Source organism: Tistrella arctica (assembly GCF_039630945.1).
Taxonomy (GTDB): domain Bacteria; phylum Pseudomonadota; class Alphaproteobacteria; order Tistrellales; family Tistrellaceae; genus Tistrella; species Tistrella bauzanensis.
Window position 1 is genome coordinate 589098 of the sequence record NZ_JBBKTV010000001.1, and the last position, 20552, is coordinate 609649.

General features: G+C 68.2%; 18 protein-coding genes. 10 read left to right on the plus strand and 8 right to left on the minus strand.

Going from position 1 to position 20552, the window contains the following annotated elements; genetic code table 11:
* Positions 1-11 precede the first annotated feature (11 nt).
* Positions 12-479, minus strand: coding sequence for an Rrf2 family transcriptional regulator (locus tag WG924_RS02700; protein ID WP_188575629.1), 468 nt, complete (start codon positions 477-479; stop codon positions 12-14).
* A gap of 162 nt (positions 480-641) precedes the next feature.
* Here WG924_RS02700 and WG924_RS02705 point away from each other — a divergent pair, with 162 nt between their 5' ends.
* Complete coding sequence (locus WG924_RS02705) at positions 642-1625, plus strand: NAD(P)/FAD-dependent oxidoreductase (RefSeq protein WP_345931480.1); 984 nt, start codon at positions 642-644, stop codon at positions 1623-1625.
* Here WG924_RS02705 and WG924_RS02710 read toward each other — a convergent pair.
* The 3 genes from WG924_RS02710 to WG924_RS02720 are packed head-to-tail and all read right to left on the minus strand — an operon-like array spanning position 1540 to position 3695.
* Entirely contained in the window at positions 1540-2247 is a 708-nt protein-coding gene (locus tag WG924_RS02710; protein ID WP_345931482.1) for a glutathione S-transferase N-terminal domain-containing protein, read from the minus strand. The genes WG924_RS02705 and WG924_RS02710 overlap by 86 nt on opposite strands.
* A complete protein-coding gene (locus WG924_RS02715; RefSeq protein WP_345931483.1) occupies positions 2240-3538 on the minus strand; it encodes a DUF763 domain-containing protein in 1299 nt (432 codons plus the stop codon). The genes WG924_RS02710 and WG924_RS02715 overlap by 8 nt, the downstream gene beginning before the upstream one ends.
* A 16-nt stretch (positions 3539-3554) precedes the next feature.
* On the minus strand, positions 3555-3695 hold the full coding sequence (locus WG924_RS02720; protein WP_345931484.1) for a hypothetical protein: 141 nt from the start codon (positions 3693-3695) through the stop codon (positions 3555-3557).
* Between the two features lie 17 nt (positions 3696-3712).
* On the opposite strand from WG924_RS02720, the gene WG924_RS02725 reads away from it, so the two are divergent.
* The 7 genes from WG924_RS02725 (at position 3713) to alkB (ending at position 13234) form a co-directional block, all read left to right on the plus strand.
* Positions 3713-4696: a zinc-dependent alcohol dehydrogenase family protein gene (locus WG924_RS02725; RefSeq protein WP_345931486.1), complete on the plus strand. Its 984-nt coding sequence runs from the start codon at positions 3713-3715 to the stop codon at positions 4694-4696.
* Positions 4697-4819: 123 nt separating this feature from the next.
* Positions 4820-6493, plus strand: a complete 1674-nt coding sequence (gene ilvD, locus WG924_RS02730; protein ID WP_345931487.1) for a dihydroxy-acid dehydratase — start codon at positions 4820-4822, stop codon at positions 6491-6493.
* Between the two features lie 174 nt (positions 6494-6667).
* A complete protein-coding gene (locus WG924_RS02735) occupies positions 6668-9145 on the plus strand; it encodes a membrane-bound PQQ-dependent dehydrogenase, glucose/quinate/shikimate family (RefSeq protein WP_372045127.1) in 2478 nt (825 codons plus the stop codon).
* 15 nt (positions 9146-9160) lie between these two features.
* The gene (locus WG924_RS02740; protein WP_345931488.1) at positions 9161-10192 is read left to right on the plus strand and encodes a cation diffusion facilitator family transporter; all 1032 of its coding nucleotides are present in this window, start codon (positions 9161-9163) and stop codon (positions 10190-10192) included.
* 51 nt (positions 10193-10243) lie between these two features.
* A complete protein-coding gene (gene pyk / locus WG924_RS02745; protein WP_345931490.1) occupies positions 10244-11665 on the plus strand; it encodes a pyruvate kinase in 1422 nt (473 codons plus the stop codon).
* A 107-nt stretch (positions 11666-11772) separates the two neighbouring features.
* Positions 11773-12546, plus strand: a complete 774-nt coding sequence (locus tag WG924_RS02750; protein ID WP_372045126.1) for a 2OG-Fe(II) oxygenase — start codon at positions 11773-11775, stop codon at positions 12544-12546.
* A gap of 7 nt (positions 12547-12553) precedes the next feature.
* Positions 12554-13234 (plus strand): DNA oxidative demethylase AlkB, encoded by a 681-nt coding sequence (alkB, locus tag WG924_RS02755; RefSeq protein ID WP_345931492.1) that lies wholly within the window; start codon positions 12554-12556, stop codon positions 13232-13234.
* A 20-nt stretch (positions 13235-13254) separates the two neighbouring features.
* Here alkB and WG924_RS02760 read toward each other — a convergent pair whose 3' ends face one another.
* Positions 13255-13551, minus strand: a complete 297-nt coding sequence (locus tag WG924_RS02760; RefSeq protein ID WP_345931494.1) for a DUF2218 domain-containing protein — start codon at positions 13549-13551, stop codon at positions 13255-13257.
* A gap of 56 nt (positions 13552-13607) precedes the next feature.
* Complete coding sequence (locus WG924_RS02765) at positions 13608-15743, minus strand: TonB-dependent siderophore receptor (RefSeq protein ID WP_345931496.1); 2136 nt, start codon at positions 15741-15743, stop codon at positions 13608-13610.
* 275 nt (positions 15744-16018) lie between these two features.
* Between WG924_RS02765 and WG924_RS02770 the strand changes: the two genes are divergently transcribed.
* Positions 16019-16948, plus strand: coding sequence for a helix-turn-helix transcriptional regulator (locus WG924_RS02770; protein WP_345931497.1), 930 nt, complete (start codon positions 16019-16021; stop codon positions 16946-16948).
* A 103-nt stretch (positions 16949-17051) separates the two neighbouring features.
* A complete protein-coding gene (locus WG924_RS02775; protein ID WP_345931498.1) occupies positions 17052-18098 on the plus strand; it encodes a zinc-binding dehydrogenase in 1047 nt (348 codons plus the stop codon).
* Between the two features lie 73 nt (positions 18099-18171).
* Here WG924_RS02775 and WG924_RS02780 read toward each other — a convergent pair whose 3' ends face one another.
* Both WG924_RS02780 and thpR read right to left on the minus strand, forming a co-directional pair.
* Positions 18172-19473 (minus strand): hypothetical protein, encoded by a 1302-nt coding sequence (locus WG924_RS02780; RefSeq protein WP_345931499.1) that lies wholly within the window; start codon positions 19471-19473, stop codon positions 18172-18174.
* 281 nt (positions 19474-19754) lie between these two features.
* Positions 19755-20507, minus strand: a complete 753-nt coding sequence (thpR, locus tag WG924_RS02785) for an RNA 2',3'-cyclic phosphodiesterase (RefSeq protein WP_345931500.1) — start codon at positions 20505-20507, stop codon at positions 19755-19757.
* Between the last annotated feature and the right edge of the window lie 45 nt (positions 20508-20552).

Genomic DNA, 20552 nt, shown 5'->3' on the forward strand with positions numbered 1-20552 from the left:
ACCCGGCGCCATCAGCCTTGCTCCATCACCAGCCGTCCGGCCGTGGCACCGGTCAGGGCGCTGAAGCGGCGGTCGAAATCGCGCGCGATATCGGCGATGCTCACCTGGCCCAGGCGGTCGAGCAGCACGGCTTCGGCCGCCTGCATCGCCTGGGCGAGCGTGGCGTTGACCGCCTGTTCCACCAGACAATCGGGCTGGTCGACCGACGGCCCGATGGCGAAGACCGGCGGATCGCCCAGCGCGCGATAGACGTCGAGCAGGGTGATGTCGTCCAGCCGGCGCGCCAGGGTCCAGCCGCCGCCATGGCCTTTTTCCGACCGCACATAGCCTTGGTCGCGCAGGCCGGCCATGGTCCGGCGCACCACCACCGGGTTGGTGTTCAGCATGCCGGCGATGGTTTCGGATGTCGCGACGCCGTCATGGCGATCCATGTGGATCAGCACATGCAGCATGCGTGACAGGCGGCTGTCGGCGCGCATCGGGTGGTGCTCCTTCATCACGGCGTCGATTGGCTCGGCTGTCTTACGATGATAGCAGGGCACCGCTATCGTAACCAGAAAAGTGGCGTGACGGCTTGTGCCGCCGATATACGTAACTTATAAAGATGCGTGATATTCAGGCATGACCGGAGGCCCGCAGCCATGAACCACGACGTGATCATTATCGGGGGCAGCTTTGCCGGCCTGTCCGCCGCCATGCAGTTGGCACGTGCCCGTCGCCGGGTGCTGGTGATCGACGCGGGACGCCCGCGCAACCGCTTCGCCGTCGCATCCCATGGCTTTCTGGGCCAGGATGGTCAGAGCCCGCAGGCGATCATGGATCTGGGCGCCCGCCAATTGCTGGCCTATCCGACGGCGCGGATGATCGGGGGCGAGGCGATCTCGGCCTGGAAAATCGATGGCGGCTTCAGTGTCATGCTGGGCTCCGGCGAGGCGTTGACCGCACGCCGGCTGATCCTGGCCGTGGGCGTTGCCGATGATCTGCCACCCCTGCCGGGGCTGACCGAGCGCTGGGGCGTCGGCGTGATGCACTGCCCCTATTGCCACGGCTATGAGGTGGCGGGCCGCGATCTGGCGGTGCTGGCCTATGATGCGCGGGGCGTTCATCAGGCGATGATGCTGCCCGACTGGGGGCCGACCACCCTGCTGGCGCATGACGGATTTAGTCCCGATGCCGATCAGGCGGCCGGGCTCGCCGCGCGCGGCGTGACGATCGAGACCACGCCAATCGCGCGGCTGACCGGACCGGCGCCGGCGCTGGCGGCCGTGGAACTCGTCGATGGTCGGGTTCTGCCGGTTGCGGGCCTGTTCGTCGCACCGAACACCCGCATCGCCAGTCCCCTGGCCGAACAACTGGGCTGCGCGGTCGAGGACGGACCGATGGGGCCATATCTGCGCGTCGACGGCTGGAAGCAGACCAGTGTCGCCGGGGTATTTGCTGCTGGCGACACGGCAGGGCCGATGCACAACGCCACATTGGCCGCGGCCGCCGGTGTCATGGCCGGTGTCGGCGCCCATCAGTCGCTGATGGCGGCGGCGATCAGTCCGGCCGTTTCGGGATCTCCATACCCCGCTGCACCGCCGGCCGCGCCAGCCCGCGCGCCAGCCACGCCGGAACATGGGTGAGGCTGCCATAATCGACCAGATCACCGGCGCCATAGAAGCCGATCAGATTGCGCACCCAGCCAAGGGTGGCGATATCGGCGATGCTGTAGTCATCACCCATGATCCAGTCGCGGCCTTCAAGCCGCGCTTCAAGAACCGCAAGCAAGCGCTTGCTTTCATCACGATAACGGGTGAGCGGGCGCTTGTCCTCGATCTCGCGGCCGGCGAATTTGTGGAAATAGCCGAGTTGGCCGAAGATCGGGCCGATCGCCGCCATCTGGAACATCACCCATTGCACGCACTGCCAGCGTGCGGCCGGGTCGGCGGGCAGGAACCGGCCGGTCTTTTCCGCCAGATAAAGCAGGATTGCGCCAGATTCAAACAGCCCCAGCGGCGCGCCGCCGGGGCCGTCCGGATCGATGATCGCCGGAATCTTGCCATTGGGGTTCAACGACAGAAAGGGCGGCGTCCAGGTCTCGTTCTGGCCGATATCGATCAGATGCGGCTCATAGGCGAGGCCGGTTTCTTCCAGCATGATCGATACCTTCACCCCGTTGGGCGTGGGCAATGAATACAGCTGGATGCGGTCCGGGTGCTGTGCGGGCCAGCGGGTGGTGATCGGGAAGGATGAAAGATCAGCCATGGATGGGCTCCTGCTGCGATGTCGGGTCTGGATCCGCCTGGGCGTCGGCCGCGGCGGACCGGCCGAAGACGGTGCGTCCGCCATAGGTGGCGGCGCGGCGGCGCTCTTCGGCTATGAAAGCGTCGACCGAGGGGCCGGTTGCATGCCGTTCCAGCCGCCGCGCCTGTTCGTCGAGCCTGCGGATGGCATCGAGCCGCTCGTCATTGCCCAGCCGCGCGGTCGAGACCGCCGCCTTCAGCACCGTGATCGTCTGATCGTAAACGGTGAGCGGCACGGGAAAAGGTGCGCCGTCCTTGCCGCCAAGGGCCAGCGAGAACCGGGCCGGATCGGTGAAACGGCACGGGGCACCATGAACCACCTCGGCCACCAGCGCCAGTGATCGCACCGTGCGGGCACCCACCCCCGGCACCAGCAGCAGCTCGGCGAAATCCGCCGGGCCATTGCTGGCGGCGGCGGCAAGCGCGCCATGCAGGCGCCGGCTGACCACGTCTTCCGGGCGGACGTCGTGACGCGCCGGCATCACCAGATACGGCAGCAACGGCTGGTCGGGGCAGGGTGGGGCAGCCGTCGCCACGGCCGGCCGGACCGCGCGGTCGATCGCCGCCATCTCGCGCAGGATGCCATCGGGCCCCAGATCGTGAAGCAGATCCAGTTGGCCATGCCGCGAGGCGGCGGCGCGATGGTCGGTCAGGTTGATGATCTGACCCTGGGCGTGGCCGTCGATCGCCGCATGGGGCGCCTCGACGAAGCTGGTCAGATCTTCCGACAGCCAGTGATAGCGGCGGGCCATGCGGCTGTCGCCATTCATCCCCTGCTGCACCACCACCCAGCGCCCGTCATCGCTGACGATGAAGCCATGAAGATAGAGGTCGAAGCCGTCCTGCACGGCGGCGCTGTCCACCTTGGCGACCAGCCGGCTGGCCCGTGCCAGCGCCGCACCGTCCAGGCCCGTCCTGTCGCCCACCGCCAGCAATTCCTGAGGCGTGCGTCGCGAATGGCTGCCGCGCCCGCCGCAGACATGAATACCCAGCGCCGCCCCGCCCAGCCCGCGTTTCAGCGCGCCCATCACCGAGGTGGTGATGCCCGAGGAATGCCAGTCCATTCCCATCACCGCGCCGAAAGACTGGAACCAGAAGGGATGGGCCATGCGGCGCAGGAATTCGTCGCGGCCATAGTGATGAATGATCGCCTCGGCGACCACGGCGCCGAGACGCGCCATGCGCTGGGCCAGCCAGCCCGGCACCCGGCCATTATGCAGGGGCAGATCGGCACGTCCGGCCCGTTTCGCCACGATCTTTCACGCCTCCTCAGGAACAGATATCGAACGATTTTATCATGTCGACCACGGCCGGGCCATGACCGGCAGCGACGACGGCGGCGTAATTCGCGGGCGACTTGATCGGTGTCAAGCTGCGCGGCACCAGGCCGTGCGACAGTTGATGGCGCATCAGGCGAGGGTGATCCGATGAAAGCGATGGTTCTGCATGGCCCAGGCCAGGCCTTGGTTCTGGAAGACCGGCCCGATCCGCAGCCGGGTGCGGCCGATGTGGTGGTGCGGGTGGAGGCCTGCGCGGTCTGCCGCACCGATCTGCATGTGGTGGATGGCGACCTGCCCGACCCGCTGCGGCCGGTGGTGCCGGGCCACGAAATCGTCGGCATCGTCGCCGCCGTTGGCGCGGATGTCGACCCGTCATGTCTGGGGCGGCGGGTGGGGGTGCCCTGGCTTGGCCATACCTGCGGATGCTGCCGGTTCTGCGAGGCCGGGGCGGAGAACCTGTGCGACCATCCGGTGTTCACCGGCTATACCCGTGATGGCGGCTTCGCGACCCATGTCGTGGCCGATGCCGCTTTCACCGTACCGCTCGACGGCGCCTGCGATCCCGTCACCACCGCCCCCTTGATGTGTGCCGGGCTGATCGGCTGGCGGGCGCTGTCGATGGCGGGTGATGCGCGGCGCATCGGCCTTTACGGCTTCGGCGCTGCCGCCCATATCATCGCCCAGGTCTGCCGCTGGCAGGGGCGCGATGTCTATGCCTTCACCAGCCCCGGCGATCATGCGGCACAGGATCATGCCTGGTCGCTAGGCGCGGCCTGGGCTGGCGGTTCCGACATGGCGCCGCCCGATTTGCTCGACGCAGCGATCATCTTCGCACCGGTGGGCGCGCTGGTGCCGGCGGCGCTGGCGGCGGTGGTGAAGGGCGGCATCGTGATCTGCGGCGGCATCCATATGAGCGACATTCCGGCCTTTCCCTATGGGTTGCTGTGGGGCGAACGCCGGCTGGTGTCGGTCGCCAACCTGACCCGGGCCGATGCGACAGCGTTCATGGCGGTGGCACCGAAGGTGGGCCTGCGCATGGCGGTGACGGTGTATCCGTTGGCCGACGCCAACCATGCGCTCGACGATCTGCGCCATGGCCGGTTTCAGGGCGCGGCGGTGCTGGTGCCCTGACCGGCCCGACCCGGTCTCCGGCCGATCCGGCGGCGAGGGCCTTCTCACCGGCCGGAAAACAGGAAACACTGTCCCCACAAGCCCAAGACCCGCCAAGGGCCCGCGGCAGTGGGGAGGATCGATATGCCATATAATGAACGGTCGAAGCACATCACCGGCGGCATCGCGCGGTCGCCGAACCGGGCGATGTATTATGCGCTGGGCTATCAGACCGAAGACTTCGACAAGCCGATGATCGGCATCGCCAACGGCCATTCCACCATCACCCCCTGCAATGCCGGGCTGCAACCGCTGGCCGATGCCGCGATCGCGGCGGTCAAGGCGGCGGGTGGTAATCCGCAGGTCTTCGGCACGCCGACGATTTCCGACGGCATGGCCATGGGCACCGAGGGCATGAAGTATTCGCTGATCTCGCGTGAGGTGATCGCCGACTGCATCGAAACCTGCGTCCAGGGCCAGTGGATGGACGGCATTCTGGTCATCGGCGGCTGCGACAAGAACATGCCCGGCGGCATGATCGCGCTGGCCCGCGCCAATGTGCCCGGCATCTATGTCTATGGCGGCACCATCAAGCCCGGGCGTTGGAAGGGAAAGGATCTGTCGATCGTCTCGGCGTTCGAGGCGGTGGGCGCGCGCATGGCCGGCCGCATGGACGACGAGGATTTCGAGGGCATCGAGCGCAATGCCTGTCCGTCCACCGGCTCCTGCGGTGGCATGTATACCGCCAACACGATGAGTTCGTCGTTCGAGGCGCTGGGCATGTCGCTGATGTCGTCGTCGACCATGGCCAATCCCGATCCTGAAACCGCCGACAACGCCGCCGCGTCGGCGCGGGTGCTGGTGGATGCGGTGAAGGCCGGCATCCGGCCGCGCGACATCATCACCCGGCGGTCGATCGAGAATGCGGTGGCCCTGATCATGGCCACCGGCGGATCCACCAATGGCGTGCTGCACTATCTGGCGATCGCCCACGCGGCCGAGGTGGAATGGACCCTGGATGATTTCGAGCGGGTGCGCCGCAAAGTGCCGGTGATCTGCGATCTCCGGCCGTCGGGCCAGTATATGGCGGTGGATCTGCATCAGGTGGGCGGCGTGCCGCAGGTGCTGAAGATCCTGCTGAATGCCGGGCTGATCCATGGCGACTGCCTGACCATCACCGGCCGGACACTCGCCGAGGAACTGGCGGGCGTGCCCGATGCGCCGCCGGCCGGACAGACCGTCATCCGCCCGATCGATCAGGCGCTGTATGGCGAAGGCCATCTGGCGATCCTGAAGGGCAACCTCGCGACCGGTGGTGCCGTCGCCAAGATCAGCGGCCTGAAGAATCCGGTGATCTCGGGCCCGGCGCGGGTGTTCGACGACGAGGCATCGGCGATGGACGCGATCCTGTCCGACCGCATCCGGCCGGGAGACGTGCTGGTGTTGCGCTATCTGGGCCCGCGCGGCGGCCCGGGCATGCCTGAAATGCTGGCGCCGACCTCGGCGATCATCGGCCGCGGGCTGGGCGAAAGTGTCGGCCTGATCACCGACGGCCGGTTCTCGGGCGGCACCTGGGGCATGGTGGTCGGGCATGTGACGCCCGAAGCCTTTGACGGCGGCACCATCGCCCTGGTGCGCGAGGGCGACACCATCACCATCGATGCCCATCGTCAATTGCTGGAGCTGGAGGTGGACGCCGAGGAAATCGAGAGCCGCCGTCAGGCGTGGCGCCAGCCGCCGCCACGCTATACCCGTGGCGTTCTGGCGAAATTCGCCCGTCTGGCACGGTCGGCGAGCGAGGGTGCCGTCACCGACTGATCGCACGGCATCCGACTCCTCCGCAAATTCCACGGGAACGGCCGGGGCATCCGGGCGTTGGGGACATGTCACCCATGGCGGCCGCGGCTTAGCGGCCGCGATGGCGCACGCATGGGGCACAACCCGCCCCGGCGGGCGACCGACAGCTTGCCCAATTGCCGAGGAGAGGATGCCATGGCCGACAGACGGGACATGTCCGCGAACCCGGAACGGCGCGGAGACGGCCGACCTTCCGGGGCCGGTGTCTGGGTGGTCAGGGCTCTGGCCCTGGTCATCTTTCTCATTGGCCTGGTGCTCGCGGGCGGCGGCGCGTGGCTGCTCAGCCTGGGCGGATCGGCTTATTACGTCCTGGCGGGGCTGGGGCTTATCGTGGCCGGCGTGCTGCTGGCGCGGGGCCGCATGTCGGGCGCCCTGGTCTATGCGGTGGTGTTCGCGGCCACGCTGATCTGGGCGTTCTGGGAGGTCGGCATCGCCAATGGCTGGGCGCTGGTGCCACGGCTGGTCGGGCCGCTGGTGCTGATGATGCTGGTGGTGGCGGTGCTGCCGCTGCTGCGTCCAGGGCGGATCGGCTGGGGCGGCGCGCTGGGCGGGGTGGTCGGTCTGGCCGTGCTGGCGGTGGTCGTGACCGTGATCTCGATCCAGGCGGCGCCCGATCGACAGATGGCGGCGGTGCCGCGCCCCGAAGCCGGCTCCATGCCCGACCCGTCGATCCGCGAGACCGGGGCCGACTGGCCGGCCTATGGTGGCACCTACAGTTCCAGGCGGTATTCGCCACTGTCGCAGATCACGCCCGAGAATGTCGGGCAGTTGCAGCGGGCATGGCTGTACCACACGGGCGACCTGCCGAGCGAAGAGGCCAAGGACAGCTATGGCGCCGAGACCACACCGCTGAAGATCGGCGACACGCTGTATCTGTGTTCGGCCAAGAACATCCTGATCGCGCTGGATGCGGCAACCGGCGAGGAACGCTGGCGCCATGATCCGGGGGTCGAGGACAAGTACATTCCCTATACCGCCGCCTGCCGTGGCGTCAGCTATTTCGAGGGTGCCGACGTGGCCGGCGCACCGGCGGCACCACCCGCGACGCCGACCGAAGGTGACTGCGCGACCCGCATCATCGAGGGCACGCTGGACGGCCGGATCATCGCGGTCGACGCCGAAACCGGCACGCCCTGCGCCGGCTTCGGCACCAACGGCGCGGTCGACATCAAGGAGGGCCTGGGCGATGTGGTGCCCGGCATGGTGTCGATCACCTCACCGCCGGTCATCGTCCAGGGCGTGATCGTCACCGGTCATCAGGTTCTGGACGGCCAGAAGCGCAGCGCGCCATCGGGCGTCATCCAGGGGTATGACGCCATCACCGGCGAGCAGCGCTGGGCCTGGGACATGACCCGTCCCGATCTGACCCTGCCGCTGCCCGAGGATGACACCTATACCCGCGGCACCCCCAATATGTGGACCACGGCTTCGGGCGACGAGGAACTGGGGCTGGTCTATCTGCCGATGGGCAATTCGGCGGTCGATTACTGGAGCAGCGATCGCAGCGAGGCCGAGAACCAGTATTCCACGTCTCTGGTGGCGCTGGACGTCAACACCGGCCGCCCGGCATGGTCGTTCCAGACCGTGCACAAGGATGTGTGGGATTACGATCTGGGGTCGCAGGCGACGCTGGTCGATTATCCCACCGCCGACGGCCCGGTACCGGCCCTGATCCTGCCCAGCAAGCAGGGCGACATCTATATTCTGAACCGCCGCACCGGCGAACCGTTGACCGGGGTCGAGGAACGTCCCGCCCCGCAGGGCGGTGTCGAGCCCGACGAACGGTCGCCGACCCAGCCGGCATCGCTGTTCCACACCCTGCGCAAATCCGATCTGACCGAGGCGCGGATGTGGGGCATGTCGCCGATCGACCAGATGATCTGCCGCATCCAGTTCCGTCAGGCCAGCTATAAGGGCTTCTATACCCCGCCGACCACGGATCAGCACTGGATCGAATATCCGGGCTATAACGGCGGCTCGGACTGGGGCGGGGTCGCGGTCGACCCGCTGCGGCGCGTGATCATCGCCAATTACAACGATATGCCCAATCACAACATCCTGGTCCCGCGCGAGCGGGCCGACGAACTGGGCTGGGCGCCGCGATCGGAAAGCCGCGGCGAGATCGGCGGCCAGGAAGGCGCCGGCGATCCGCAGGCCGGCACGCCCTATGCCATCAACGTCAATGCCGGCTGGCGCCTGCCGGTGACCCTGCTGCTGTGCAAGGAGCCGCCCTATGGCGGGATCCGCGCCATCGACATGGACACCGGCCAGACCCTGTGGGACCGGCCCTTGGGCGAGGCGCGCACCAACGGGCCGTTCGGTATCCCGTCGATGCTGCCGGTCACCATCGGCACGCCCAATAATGGCGGGTCGGTGGTCACCGCCGGCGGTCTGATCTTCATCGCCGCCGCGACCGACAATCTGATCCGCGCGATCGATATGGAGACCGGCGAAACCGTCTGGCAGGACACGCTGCCGGCCGGGGGGCAGGCGACGCCGATGACCTATGAGGCCGGCGGCCGGCAGTATCTGGTGATCATGGCCGGCGGTCATCACTTCATGGAGACCCCGATCGGCGACGAGTTGATCGCCTATGCGCTGCCCGCGCAATGAGGGGGCGCTGACACGATGGCTGCCGGTTCAGGGCAATCCGCGACGCCGGGGGCGGGATCGGCAAAGGCCGGATCGAAGCGCACGATCTATACCGCCCTTGCCGGCAACCTGCTGATCGCGATCACCAAGTTTGCCGCCGCCTGGTACACCGGCAGTTCGGCGATGCTCAGCGAAGGTGTGCATTCGCTGGTCGACACCAGCAATGAAATCCTGCTGCTGCACGGCATCCGGCGCTCGACCCTGCCGCCGGATGCCGTGCATCCCATGGGCCATGGCCGCGAGCTCTATTTCTGGAGCTTCGTGGTCGCGGTTCTGGTCTTCGCGCTGGGGGCCGGGGTGTCGTTCTATGAGGGCGTCAGCCATGTCCTGAACCCCGAACCCGCCACCAACCTCACGGTCAGCTATGTCGTGCTGGCGGCATCGGCCGTGTTCGAGGGCTATTCCTGGTGGGTGGCGCTGGTCGAGTTCCGGCGCCGCAAAGGCGGGCTCGGCTATCTTGAGGCGGTGCGCGCCAGCAAGGATCCGACCAGTTTCACGGTTCTGCTGGAAGACAGCGCCGCCCTGCTCGGCATCGCCATCGCCGTCATCGGCATTCTGGCCGCCGACCTGCTGGACATGCCGGCGCTGGACGGTGTCGCCTCGATCGGTATCGCCCTGGTCCTGGCGGTGACGGCGACCCTGCTGGCACGCGAAAGCATGGGCCTGCTGATCGGCGAGCGCGCCTCGCCGGCGCTTCAGGCCGCCGTGCTGGCGGTGGCCAATGGCGATCCGGCAATCCGCCGCGCCAATGGCGTGATCACCGTCCATCTGGCGCCCGATCAGGTGGTGGTGGCGTTGAGCGCCGAATTCGAGGATCACGTCGCCACGCCGGATATCGAAGCCTGCATCGAACGGCTGGAATGTCATCTGAACCGGACCCATCCCGAAATCAGTGCCCTGTTCGTGAAGCCGCAGACGCCCGATGCCTGGCGGCGGCAGATATCGCCGGCCGGCGGTACGGAAAAGGCGGGTCGCGATGGAGGATATGAGCCCGCAGGCGTAGACTGAACGGCCGCTCAACCGTCATGCAGGGAGCCGGCCCCCCGGCCGGATGATGCGATGCGCCGATATCGCCGTGCCAAGATCGTTGCCACCGTCGGCCCGGCCAGTGCCGATCCGGCCATGCTGAAGGCCCTGTTCCTGGCGGGTGTCGATACCTTCCGGCTGAATTTCAGCCATGGCAGCCATGACGACCATGCCCGGGTCCACGCGTCGATCCGGGCGCTGGAGGCCGAAACCGGCCGGCCGATCGGGATTCTTCAGGATCTTCAGGGCCCCAAGATCCGTGTCGGCACCATCCGGGACGGACGGATCACCGTGGCCGCCGGCCAGCGCGTCAGCTTCGTGCCCGACGGGGCGGATGGCGATGCCGACGCCATTCCGCTGCCGCACCCTGAAATCTTCGCGGCGGTGATGCCCGGCCATCATCTGCTGATCGATGATGGCCGGGTCGATCTGCGCGTGACCGGGGTCGATGACCAGCGGATCACCGCCGAGGTGATCACCGGCGGGGTGATCTCGAACCGCAAGGGGGTCAATCTGCCCGGCACCGTGCTCGACCTGTCGCCGCTGACGCCCAAGGACCGGGCCGATCTGGCCTTCGGGCTGGCGCTTGGCGTCGACTGGGTGGCGCTGTCCTTCGTGCAGAAGCCCGGCGATCTGATCGAGGCGCATGGATTGATCAAGGGCCAGGCCGGGCTGGTCGCCAAGGTCGAGAAACCCTCGGCCCTGGATCATCTGGACGACATCGTCCGGCTGGCCGATGCGGTGATGGTGGCGCGGGGCGATCTGGGGGTCGAAATCCCCCATGAAGAGGTGCCCGGCCGGCAGAAGGAAATCGTGCGCGCCTGCCGGATGGCGGCCAAGCCGGTGATCGTGGCCACCCAGATGCTCGATTCCATGGTCCATGCCCCCACGCCGACCCGCGCCGAGGCATCGGATGTCGCCACCGCCATCTATGACGGCGCCGATGCGGTGATGCTGTCGGCCGAATCCGCCGCCGGCGACTATCCGGTGGATGCGGTCGAGATGATGGACCGGATCATCCGCCGCACCGAGCAGCACAAATATTACCGCGCGATCATCGATGCGTCCGGTCCGGGCGAGGAACGGACAGCACCTCATGCGATCGCCTCCGCCGCGGCCGATCTGGCGGCGGCGATCGGGGCGCCGGTGATCGTGGCCTTCACCTCCAGCGGCACCACCGCCGCCCGCATCGCGCGCAAACGACCGGCCATGCAGATCCTGGCGATCACGCCCGACGAAGCCGTGTCGCGCCGGTTGTGTCTGGTCTGGGGCGTGCATGCCATCCGATCCGAAGACATCCACACTTACGAGGACATGGTCAGCCGGGCCACCGCCATCGCCGTTGCCGAGGATTTCGCCGCAGCACCGGCCGAAATCCTGGCGGTGGCGGGCATTCCCTTCGCTCAGGCCGGCACCACCAACAATCTGCGGGTGGTGCAGATCGACGGGCGCTGAGCGACGGGCCGCCGGCTGCGACTTTGGCGACCGCTCGCGGGAAGCGCCGGCCGGCGATCGGCGCCATGATGCCGGTCTGTCCCTCAGCCGTGGAGATGCCGGCGCCGATGACCACCACCTTGGAGACAGCAATGCCGACCGCCGCCGATGCCATTGCCGGGCGGACAGGCCGCATCGACTGGGCGGCCGTCGCCACAGCCCTCGACCGTCAGGGATCGGCGATCCTGCCCGGTCTTCTGGTGCCGGATGACTGTGCTACGATCAGTGGCCTCTACCCCGATGACAGCCGCTTTCGCAGCCATGTGGTGATGGCGCGTCACGGGTTCGGGCAGGGCGCGTATAAATACTTCGCGCGGCCGCTGCCCGATCTGGTGGCGGCGCTGCGCGGGCGGATCTATCCGCATCTGGCGGCCATCGCCAATGGCTGGGCGGCACGGATGGGGCTCGACGATCGCTATCCCGATGATCATGCCAGCTTCCTGGCGCGCTGCCATGCGGCCGGGCAGATCCGGCCGACGCCATTGCTGCTGGAATACGGGCCCGGCGATTATAACTGTCTGCATCAGGATCTGTATGGCGCGCTGGCCTTTCCGCTCCAACTGGCGGTGCTGCTGTCGCGGCCGGGCACCGAGGCGGCGGTGGCGGCCGGCGATGCCGATTTCAGCGGCGGCGAATTCGTGCTGACCGAACAACGGCCGCGCATGCAGTCGCGCGCCGAGGTGGTGCCGCTGGGGCAGGGGGATGCGGTGGTGTTCGCGGTCAATCAACGGCCGGTGCGTGGCACCCGCGGCGATTATCGGGTGACCATGCGCCACGGTGTCAGCCGGGTGCGTGCCGGTCGGCGCCATACGCTCGGCATCATCTTTCACGACGCGCAGTAGGGCGACCATGACCATCACACGCCAGACCGGCCTGCTGCCGGACCTGTTCGATGACCTGGGAGCACCGGCGCTTTCGGTGCCACCGGTGGCTGTGCCGGGGCTTACCGTGCTGCGCGGGCTGGCCACGCCGCAGGATCGGGCGCTGCTGGCCGCCGTCGATACCATCACCGCCGGCGCGCCGTTCCGGCATCTGGTCACCCCCGGCGGCTATACCATGTCGGTGGCGATGACCAATTGCGGCCGGCTCGGCTGGGTCAGCGATCGGGCCGGCTATCGCTATGATCCGCGCGATCCGCAGACCGGCCGGCCCTGGCCGGCGATGCCCGACCTGTTCACCTGTCTGGCGCTGCGGGCGGCTGATGCGGCGGGCTTCGCGGATTTTGTCCCGGATGCCTGTCTGATCAATCTGTATGAACCGGGCGCGAAGCTCAGTCTGCATCAGGATCGCGACGAGGGAGATTTCACCGCGCCGATCGTATCGGTATCGCTGGGCCTGCCCGCGACCTTTCTGTTCGGCGGGCTGAAGCGCACCGACCGCCAGATGCCGGTGCCGCTGATCCATGGCGATGTCGCGGTCTGGGGCGGGCCCTGGCGGCTGGCCTATCATGGCGTGCGGGCGCTGAAGGCGGGCACCCATCCGCTGCTGGGCGCCCGCCGGATCAATCTCACCTTTCGCAAGGCCGTCTGAACCCGAAAGGCCATGCGGTCTCAGGTCTCGTCCAGCGTCTGCCAGACAATCTCCGGCCGGTCGCGGAAGGCGAAGCGGGCCAGATGGATGGCGATCACCTCCTGTGTGCGGGCAAGCTCCGGCAGGGCGGGTGCCGTGCAGATGATGTCGAGCCGGTCGGCCATGGCCCGCATGTCGGCCCTGGCGCCCCAGGGAAAATCGGCGCGGGCGGTGTCGCCGGTCACCTCGGCCGGCACCTTGTGGCGGAAATGCCGGCAGAGCAGGGTCATGTAGCGCTGGCCGAGGGTGGTGGCGATGCGCGCCTCGGAACGGGGCATGGGCTGGCTGTCCTCGGGATATCGCGGGGAAGGCGGATCGGGGGCGCGGCGCCGGTTCAGAAGCTGGCTTTCAGCGACAGCATGGCGTTACGCGGCGCGCCGTAATAATTGAACAGCCCGGCGCCGCCGACCCGGTCGTAATAGGTCTCGTCGAAGATGTTGTTGACCGACAGGGTCAGATCATAGCCGGGCGCGAAGCCCCAGCCGGCCTGAAGGTCGGTGACGACATAGCCGTCCTCCTCGATCTTCAGCGCGCCCGCCATGTTGTAGAAGCTGCTGAGCCAGCGCACCCCGCCGCCGACATGAACCCCCGCCATCGGGCCGTTCTGAAGCGTATAGCGGGTGAAGGCATGGACGACATGCTTGGGGGTATAGGTGCTGAAGGTGGTGCCCGACGTGCTGGTCGCCGCCTTCAGATATTCGGTGCGGGTGAAGGTATAGCCGCCCTGAACCTCCCAGCCCGGCAGGATGGTGCCGGAGACCTCGGCCTCGATGCCGCGCACCTCAACCTCGGCGCCGGCGGCATAGCGGGTGCTGTCGGTGATCGCGACCGCCCGGTTGCTGTCGCGCAGCCGGAAGGCGGCCAGGGTGGCGATCAGGCCGCTATCGCCCAGCGCCGCCTTGACGCCCAGTTCATACTGCTCGCCGCTGCGCGCCTCGATCGGGTTGCCGGCCTCGTCGAGCTGGGTCTGGGGCTGGAAGATGCCGGCATAGCTGGCATACAGCGCGATATCATCGGTCAGGTCATAGACCAGCCCGATATCGGGGGTGAATTCGGCATCGGCATCGACCGTGCTGGTGGTGCCGGTGTTGCGATCGGTGGCGGTGCTCTCATACCACGACAGCCGGCCGCCCAGCAGCACGGTCACGTCCTGAACCGGCCGCAGGGTCAGCCGGCTGTACAGGCCATATTGTTCCGGCTCCACCCGGGTCCGCTCGGTCATGGCGATATCGGGTTCGGCGATGTCGGAAGACGGGGCATAGACATTCACCGTGCCAAGTCCACGGGCGGTGCCGCTGTCCAGGGTCTGGACATAGCGCCGCCAGTCGGCGCCGATCAGGATTTCGTGGCGCCCGCCCAGCGCCTCGAAGGGCTGGCTGTAATGGGCGTCGAGGGCATAGCTCCGCTCTTCATAGGCACGCTGGATGGCGATGAGGTTGGTGGTGCCGATGGCCGGATCGACGGCCGTCGAGCCATAGGCATATTTCAGATCGACGTCCCGGTCGGTCGCCCGGCCCGAGATTTCGGCCCGGCCGCCGTTGTCGAAACTGTGGGTCAGGCTGGCGATGGCTTCGTTGGAGCTGTTCTCGAACCGGTTCCAGTCGGCGCCGATGAAGGTCGAGCGGCTGATATCGAGGAACTCGCCGGTGGTCGATACCGGCAGGCCATTGAACGGTGTGCCCTCGCGTTCCTGGCGCCACACCCCCAGCGACAGCATGGTGTCGTCGGTGATGTCGGCATCGATCGCGGCATAGCCGACGCCGACCTGGGTGTCGGTGGTGTCGGTGAAGCTCTCGCGGTCCTGATAGGCGCCGACCACCCGGCCGCGCACCCGGCCGTTACCGGCGATGGGGCCGCTGACATCGGCCACACCGCGATAGTTGTTCCAGGATCCGGCTTCCAGCGTGCCGCGCGCGCCGAAGGTTTCGGTCGGGCGTTTGCGGATCAGGTTCACCGTGCCGCCGGGCTCGCCGGTGCCGCCGAACAGGCCGGCGGGGCCGCGCAGCAGTTCCACCCGGTCGAAGATCGCAAGGTCCGGCTGGGTGCCATAGATGCTCGACAGCGGCGCCGGCAGGCCATCGACCAGGGCATTGTCGAGTTCGAACCCGCGCGAGAAGATGCTCGACCGGCCGGGATCGTTGCTCAGCGCCAGAAAGCCGGGGGTGCGCCGGGCCACGTCTTCAAGCTGGGTCAGGTTCTGGTCGTCGAGCCGGGCGCGGGTCATCACCGTCACGCTGCGCGGCACCTCGCGGATCTCACGCACCGACTTGCCGCCGACGCTGACCCGGTCGGTGCCATAGCTGGTGCTGCCCTCGGTGCGGCCGGGATCGGCCGGATCGGTGCGGCGATCCTCGATTTGGAGCGTCGGCAGCGCCTCGGCCTCGTCGGCACGCGCCGCGCCGGTCATCAGCGCCGCCGTGGCGACGGACACGCCGAGCGACAGGAACAGGAGCGGGCAGGGCTGGCGCATGACGGGGCCTCCGAAGGGCAGGATGGGATGCAGCAAGTTGCGACTGCGTTTCAATTACACCGCCAGTGATGGGGTCGCCAGATCCATGGCTTGTGCGCGGCGGCCGCAGTTTTGTGAAAATGTGCCAGCCTGCCCCGCCTGCGTCCCCGCCTGCCTGAACCTGCGCGGGCATGTGATGCCGGCCAGCAGGCCGGGCTTGCCTTGGCGTCGCCAATAAATGAGAATAAGTCGCAATTGCGATATGCGACGTCATGTGACAGCGGGAGCGGATCATCATGCAGGCACGGGAGCCCCTGGAGAGCGCGGCGCTGGCCGGCGCGTTGACCGTCGCCCATCCGCGCCCGGGGCTGATGGTCCACACCACCGACGGCATCGAATGCGACGACCGGGTGCATGACCGCGAGATCGCGCCCTCGATCACGGCGGTGATCGTGCTGGACGGACTGGTGGAGGCGAGCTTCGGCGGCCGGCGCCAGATCTGCCGGGCCGGGCCCGCTGGTGCGGCGGCTTTTGCGGTGTCTCTGGCCGAACCCGACCGCCTGTTGCGGCAGTTTCACGCCGGCGCCCATGTCCGCAAACTGACCCTGCGTCTTGACCGGGGCTGGCTTGAGGCAGCCGGGCTCGCCGCCGAAACCCCGGCCGGGCGGTTCTGCGGCCGTCATCTGGCAGCGGTGCGGTGGACACCGTCGCCGCGGCTGGTGGCGCTGACGGCCGGGCTGATCACAGCCGAGCCGCCGGGTGATCCTTTCAGTCACCTGATCGCCGAGGCTCGAAGCCTTGAAACTGCCGCCGCGGTGCTCGCCGCGGTTGCCAGCCAAGGTGGTGCGGTCGGCGGCGATGTCCCGGCACCGGGCGGGTTGCGACCGGCCGATCTGCGCCGGGCCACCCGGCTGCGCGAGCGGCTGGAAACCCTGTGCGATGCCCTGGAACGCGATGGCATCGCGCCGTCTCTGACGGCGGTGGCGGCGGATTGCGGGGTCAGCGTCAGCACCATGCAGCGGCTGTTCCGCGCGGCCCATGGCCAGTCGATCGCCGGCTGGCTGCGCGGCCGGCGGCTCGATCATGCGCGCGCTGCCATTGCGTCGGGCCATAGCAGCATCGCCGAGGCCGCGTTTCATGCCGGCTATGGTGATGTCGGCAATTTCACCACCGCCTTCCGGCGCCGCTTCGGCACCACGCCCGGGCGGGTCGCACGCGGCGGCTGACGCGCCTCGGCACTTGACGGCGGCGGGGCCGCGGCGTGGTATGGGACGGATCGATGACAGACATCGATGGCAACAGCCCTGCCCAGACCGGAAAGCCCGCTCCATGACCACCGCCGCGCCGCCGCCGATCCCGTCCGAGACCCTGGTGATGCGTGTCGACCGGCCGGGCGGGCCGGAGGCAATGGTGCCGGCGATGGTGCCGCTGCGCCGGCCGGGGCCGGGCGAGGTGCTGATGGCCACCCGCGCCATCGGCGTCAACCATCTGGATCTCTATTACCGCGACGGCACCCTGCCTTTCGATGCCATACCGGCACCCGCCGGTGCGCCGGCGCATGTGCCGGGGCTGGCATCGGTGGGGGAGGTGCTGGCGGTGGGCGCCGGTGTCGACCGCTTCGGGCCCGGCGACCGCGTGGCCCATGCCGGCCCGCCGCACGGTGCCTATGCCGCCCACCGTGTGCTGCCGGTCGGCCGGCTGGTGCGGTTTCCTCACATGATCCCCTGGGATGTCGGCGCGGCTGCACTTCTGCCCGGCATCGCCGTGCATATGATGGTCTATGGGCTCGGGCTGCGGCTGGATGGCCGCACGGTTCTGGTGCGCGGTGCCGCGGGCGGGGTGGGGCTGATCCTGGTGCGCTGGGCGTCTGCCATGGGCGCGCGCGTGATCGCCATCGTCGGCACCCAGGCCAAGGCCGAGGCGGCGCGTGAGGCGGGGGCCGAACATGTCGTCATCGGCGGGTCGGCGGCGATCGCCGATGCCGGCCGCGCGGTGCTGGACATGACCGGCGGTGCCGGGGTGCATCTGGTGTTCGACGCGATCGGCGGCGCCAATTTCACCCGGCTGCCGGCATTGGTGCGGCCCTTCGGGCGGATCGTCAGCTTCGGTCAGGTGGCGGGGCCGATCCCGCCGCTGGATGTGGGGGTTCTGGGGCCGCAGCGGTCGCTGGGCCTGGACCGGCCCGGCGTGTTCGCCCATATCGACGATCGTGAACGGCTGCGCGAGGCGACATCGGCGTTGTTCACGGCGCTTGTGGAAGGCCTGCTGTCACCGACCGTGGCCGGGGTGCTGCCGCTGCGCCGGGCGGCGGACGCCCACCGCCGGCTGGAAGCCCGCGACGTCATCGGCTCGCTGGTGCTGGTGCCCGATGCCTGAGGTGCCCGATGCCTGAGGTGCCCGACGCCTGAGATACCCGACGCCTGAGATACCCGACGCCTGAGGCCTGCCGTCAGCCGGCGCTGGCCGATGGCTCCGCATCGCTCACCGGATCATCGGGCCACAGCATTGCCGGTTGCGGCTGCGGGCTCTCATACACCGTGGTCGTGCCCGGTGCCCGGCGGATCCGTTCATTCTGAAGCCCCAGAAACACCGGCGGCGCGTTCAGACGGTGCAGCGTGCATTTGGCATTGAAGAACCGGCAGGGCAGACCGTCCGGCCGATCCAGTTCGTAACGCTTGATGGTGAAGACGCCCTCGATCAGCCGGTCGCCGGTCAGATAGGTCACCAGCCGGTTCAGGGCGGCACCGCCCATCTTCTCGCCCTCGATCCGATCCAGCAGGCCTTGGGCATGGCTGATGAAGCGGGGGGTGTCGACCATCCGATAGATCCGCCCCTGACGGATCGGCCCTTCCGCCAACGGTGCGGCGAACTGCCCGATCAGAAGCTGATCGTCGGTCGCGATCGTCAGCATCTGGCGGATCATCCGCACCGCCTCGCCCATGGCGACCGGTATCGTGCCCGGGCGATCGCCTTCGGGCGGATACATCTCGACATGGCTGCCGACATGGAATGCCGCCACCAGACCGCTGCCGTGATGCGGGTCAAGCCCGTCCTCGGCGGCCTGTTGTGCCGGCGTGGGTGGGGCCGGCGGCGGCGTCACGCCTGCGGCGATGGCGGCGGCGTGGGCAGCGGCGGCCTGGGCTTCGGCCACGGCCTCGGCTTCGGTCATCCGGTCCAGCGTCGCATCGGCCAGCACCAGCAGCAGCAGGGCGAACAGGGTGGTGTCGGATTTGTGGCCGATCTGGCGGCTCCACAGCAGCAGCGTGTCGCCGCTCTGCTGGCTGACCAGATCGATATCGAGCCCGGAGCGCACCAGCAACTGCCGCGCCCGCACCACCCGTGACCACAACACGGCGGTCGCCTGTGCCGCCTGCATCGGGTCCAGTTTCTGAATGCCGCGGATCTCGAACCCGGCGATGCCGCGGTGCTGCACCTCGGTGCAGCCATAGCGGCGGACGGCGGCATCCACCGCGGCTTCCGGCAGATCGACGCCGGGGGTGAAGGGCAGTTCGATCGTGACCGGCCGCAGGCCCAGGGTCTGCAGCGCCCGGCGCATGCGGGCATAGCTGAACTTGCGCGGCCCCACCATCAGAAACGGATCGCGGGCGATCGCATCGTGCAGATGTGACGTCGACAACATCAGCAGATCCAGCCGGGCGCCATAGCTGTTCCAGGCCAGGATCTGCATGCGGCCCTGACGCCAGCGCTCGGCCAGTCGCCGGTCCAGTTCGGCGATGTGGTGGCGCATCATCCGGCGTGGGTCACCCGCCACGGCCGATCCATCGGCTGCACGGCTGCTATCGGCGGGCGAGGATGATGCGGGAGCGACAGGTGAGGCCATGCGATCTGAACTCGCGTCGAAAAACTTGAGAGCGGGACCAGGAGACGGGCCGGGTCGTCTATGACCGGCCCGATCCTGGCGTCTGGCTTCACCCTAGGCCGCTGTTGGTATCGAAGTGGTTAAGACGGTCACAGAATTTCCATCCGGCGGTGCCGCTCTGTCACCGGTGGCATCGTGACCGCCGCACGGGTTCAGCGCCGCCGGCGGCGGCGCGACACGCCATGCGGCCAGATATCGGCATCGCGCCACGGCGATGGCGGGCCGCCCCAACTGGTCGTCGCATGGCCACGGCCATCGAAGCCCGGCTGCACGCGTCCGCCCGATGTGGCGAGCATCGGATACTCGCTGTCGTCGGGTGCCTCCAGTTCGGCGAAATCGTCCAGATCGTCGAGGCCGGCGCCGACATGAGCCAGACCACCGAAGGCACCGAGGCTGCTGTAGACCGGCCCCTCATGACCGAGCCGGCTTTCGAACAGGTGCATCGCATCCACCGTGAACGGCGGCACGGCCGCGGCCGCATGGGTGGTGAGATAGCGATCGAGCCGGTCATCGGCGGCGCGGCGCAGCCGGGCGAGGGTGATATGCGGTGTGAACCGGCGCCGGTCGCGGGGCAGGCCGGCACCGTCGATCGCTGCATCCACGCGGCGCTGCAACTCGATCAGCTCAGGGCCGCCATCGACGTCGATCCACAATATTCCGGGCCGTCTCGCCGGCCCGAACAGACCAAGCCCCTTGAGAGACAGGGTCAGCGGCACGACATCTATCGTGCCGAGGGCGTCGAGCGCGTCGGCGACCGACGGCCCGTCGACCTCGCCAATGAAGCGCAATGTCAGGTGCAGATTGGCCGGCGCCGTCCAGCGGGCGCCGGTGAGCCCACCCCGGAGGCCGGACAGCGCCTCCCTGACGGCTTCGGGGAGGGGAAGAGCGACGAACAGCCTGGGCATCGGGCACTTCCTTTCGCTCGCGCTGTCGGCCGGGCGATCCGGACC

Bases quoted from the DNA above. Each gene is read 5' to 3' on its own strand.
- WG924_RS02720 (WP_345931484.1), bottom strand. From the start codon at position 3,695: ATGCGCCATCAACTGTCGCACGGCCTGGTGCCGCGCAGCTTGACACCG.
- pyk (WP_345931490.1), top strand. From the start codon at position 10,244: ATGCGCCGATATCGCCGTGCCAAGATCGTTGCCACCGTCGGCCCGGCC.
- WG924_RS02735 (WP_372045127.1), top strand. From the start codon at position 6,668: ATGGCCGACAGACGGGACATGTCCGCGAACCCGGAACGGCGCGGAGAC.
- WG924_RS02740 (WP_345931488.1), top strand. From the start codon at position 9,161: ATGGCTGCCGGTTCAGGGCAATCCGCGACGCCGGGGGCGGGATCGGCA.
- WG924_RS02765 (WP_345931496.1), bottom strand. From the start codon at position 15,743: ATGCGCCAGCCCTGCCCGCTCCTGTTCCTGTCGCTCGGCGTGTCCGTC.
- WG924_RS02750 (WP_372045126.1), top strand. From the start codon at position 11,773: ATGACCACCACCTTGGAGACAGCAATGCCGACCGCCGCCGATGCCATT.
- WG924_RS02770 (WP_345931497.1), top strand. From the start codon at position 16,019: ATGCAGGCACGGGAGCCCCTGGAGAGCGCGGCGCTGGCCGGCGCGTTG.
- WG924_RS02760 (WP_345931494.1), bottom strand. From the start codon at position 13,551: ATGCCCCGTTCCGAGGCGCGCATCGCCACCACCCTCGGCCAGCGCTAC.
- WG924_RS02780 (WP_345931499.1), bottom strand. From the start codon at position 19,473: ATGATGCGCCACCACATCGCCGAACTGGACCGGCGACTGGCCGAGCGC.
- ilvD (WP_345931487.1), top strand. From the start codon at position 4,820: ATGCCATATAATGAACGGTCGAAGCACATCACCGGCGGCATCGCGCGG.
- thpR (WP_345931500.1), bottom strand. From the start codon at position 20,507: ATGCCCAGGCTGTTCGTCGCTCTTCCCCTCCCCGAAGCCGTCAGGGAG.
- WG924_RS02710 (WP_345931482.1), bottom strand. From the start codon at position 2,247: ATGGCTGATCTTTCATCCTTCCCGATCACCACCCGCTGGCCCGCACAG.
- alkB (WP_345931492.1), top strand. From the start codon at position 12,554: ATGACCATCACACGCCAGACCGGCCTGCTGCCGGACCTGTTCGATGAC.
- WG924_RS02725 (WP_345931486.1), top strand. From the start codon at position 3,713: ATGAAAGCGATGGTTCTGCATGGCCCAGGCCAGGCCTTGGTTCTGGAA.
- WG924_RS02700 (WP_188575629.1), bottom strand. From the start codon at position 479: ATGCGCGCCGACAGCCGCCTGTCACGCATGCTGCATGTGCTGATCCAC.
- WG924_RS02705 (WP_345931480.1), top strand. From the start codon at position 642: ATGAACCACGACGTGATCATTATCGGGGGCAGCTTTGCCGGCCTGTCC.
- WG924_RS02775 (WP_345931498.1), top strand. From the start codon at position 17,052: ATGACCACCGCCGCGCCGCCGCCGATCCCGTCCGAGACCCTGGTGATG.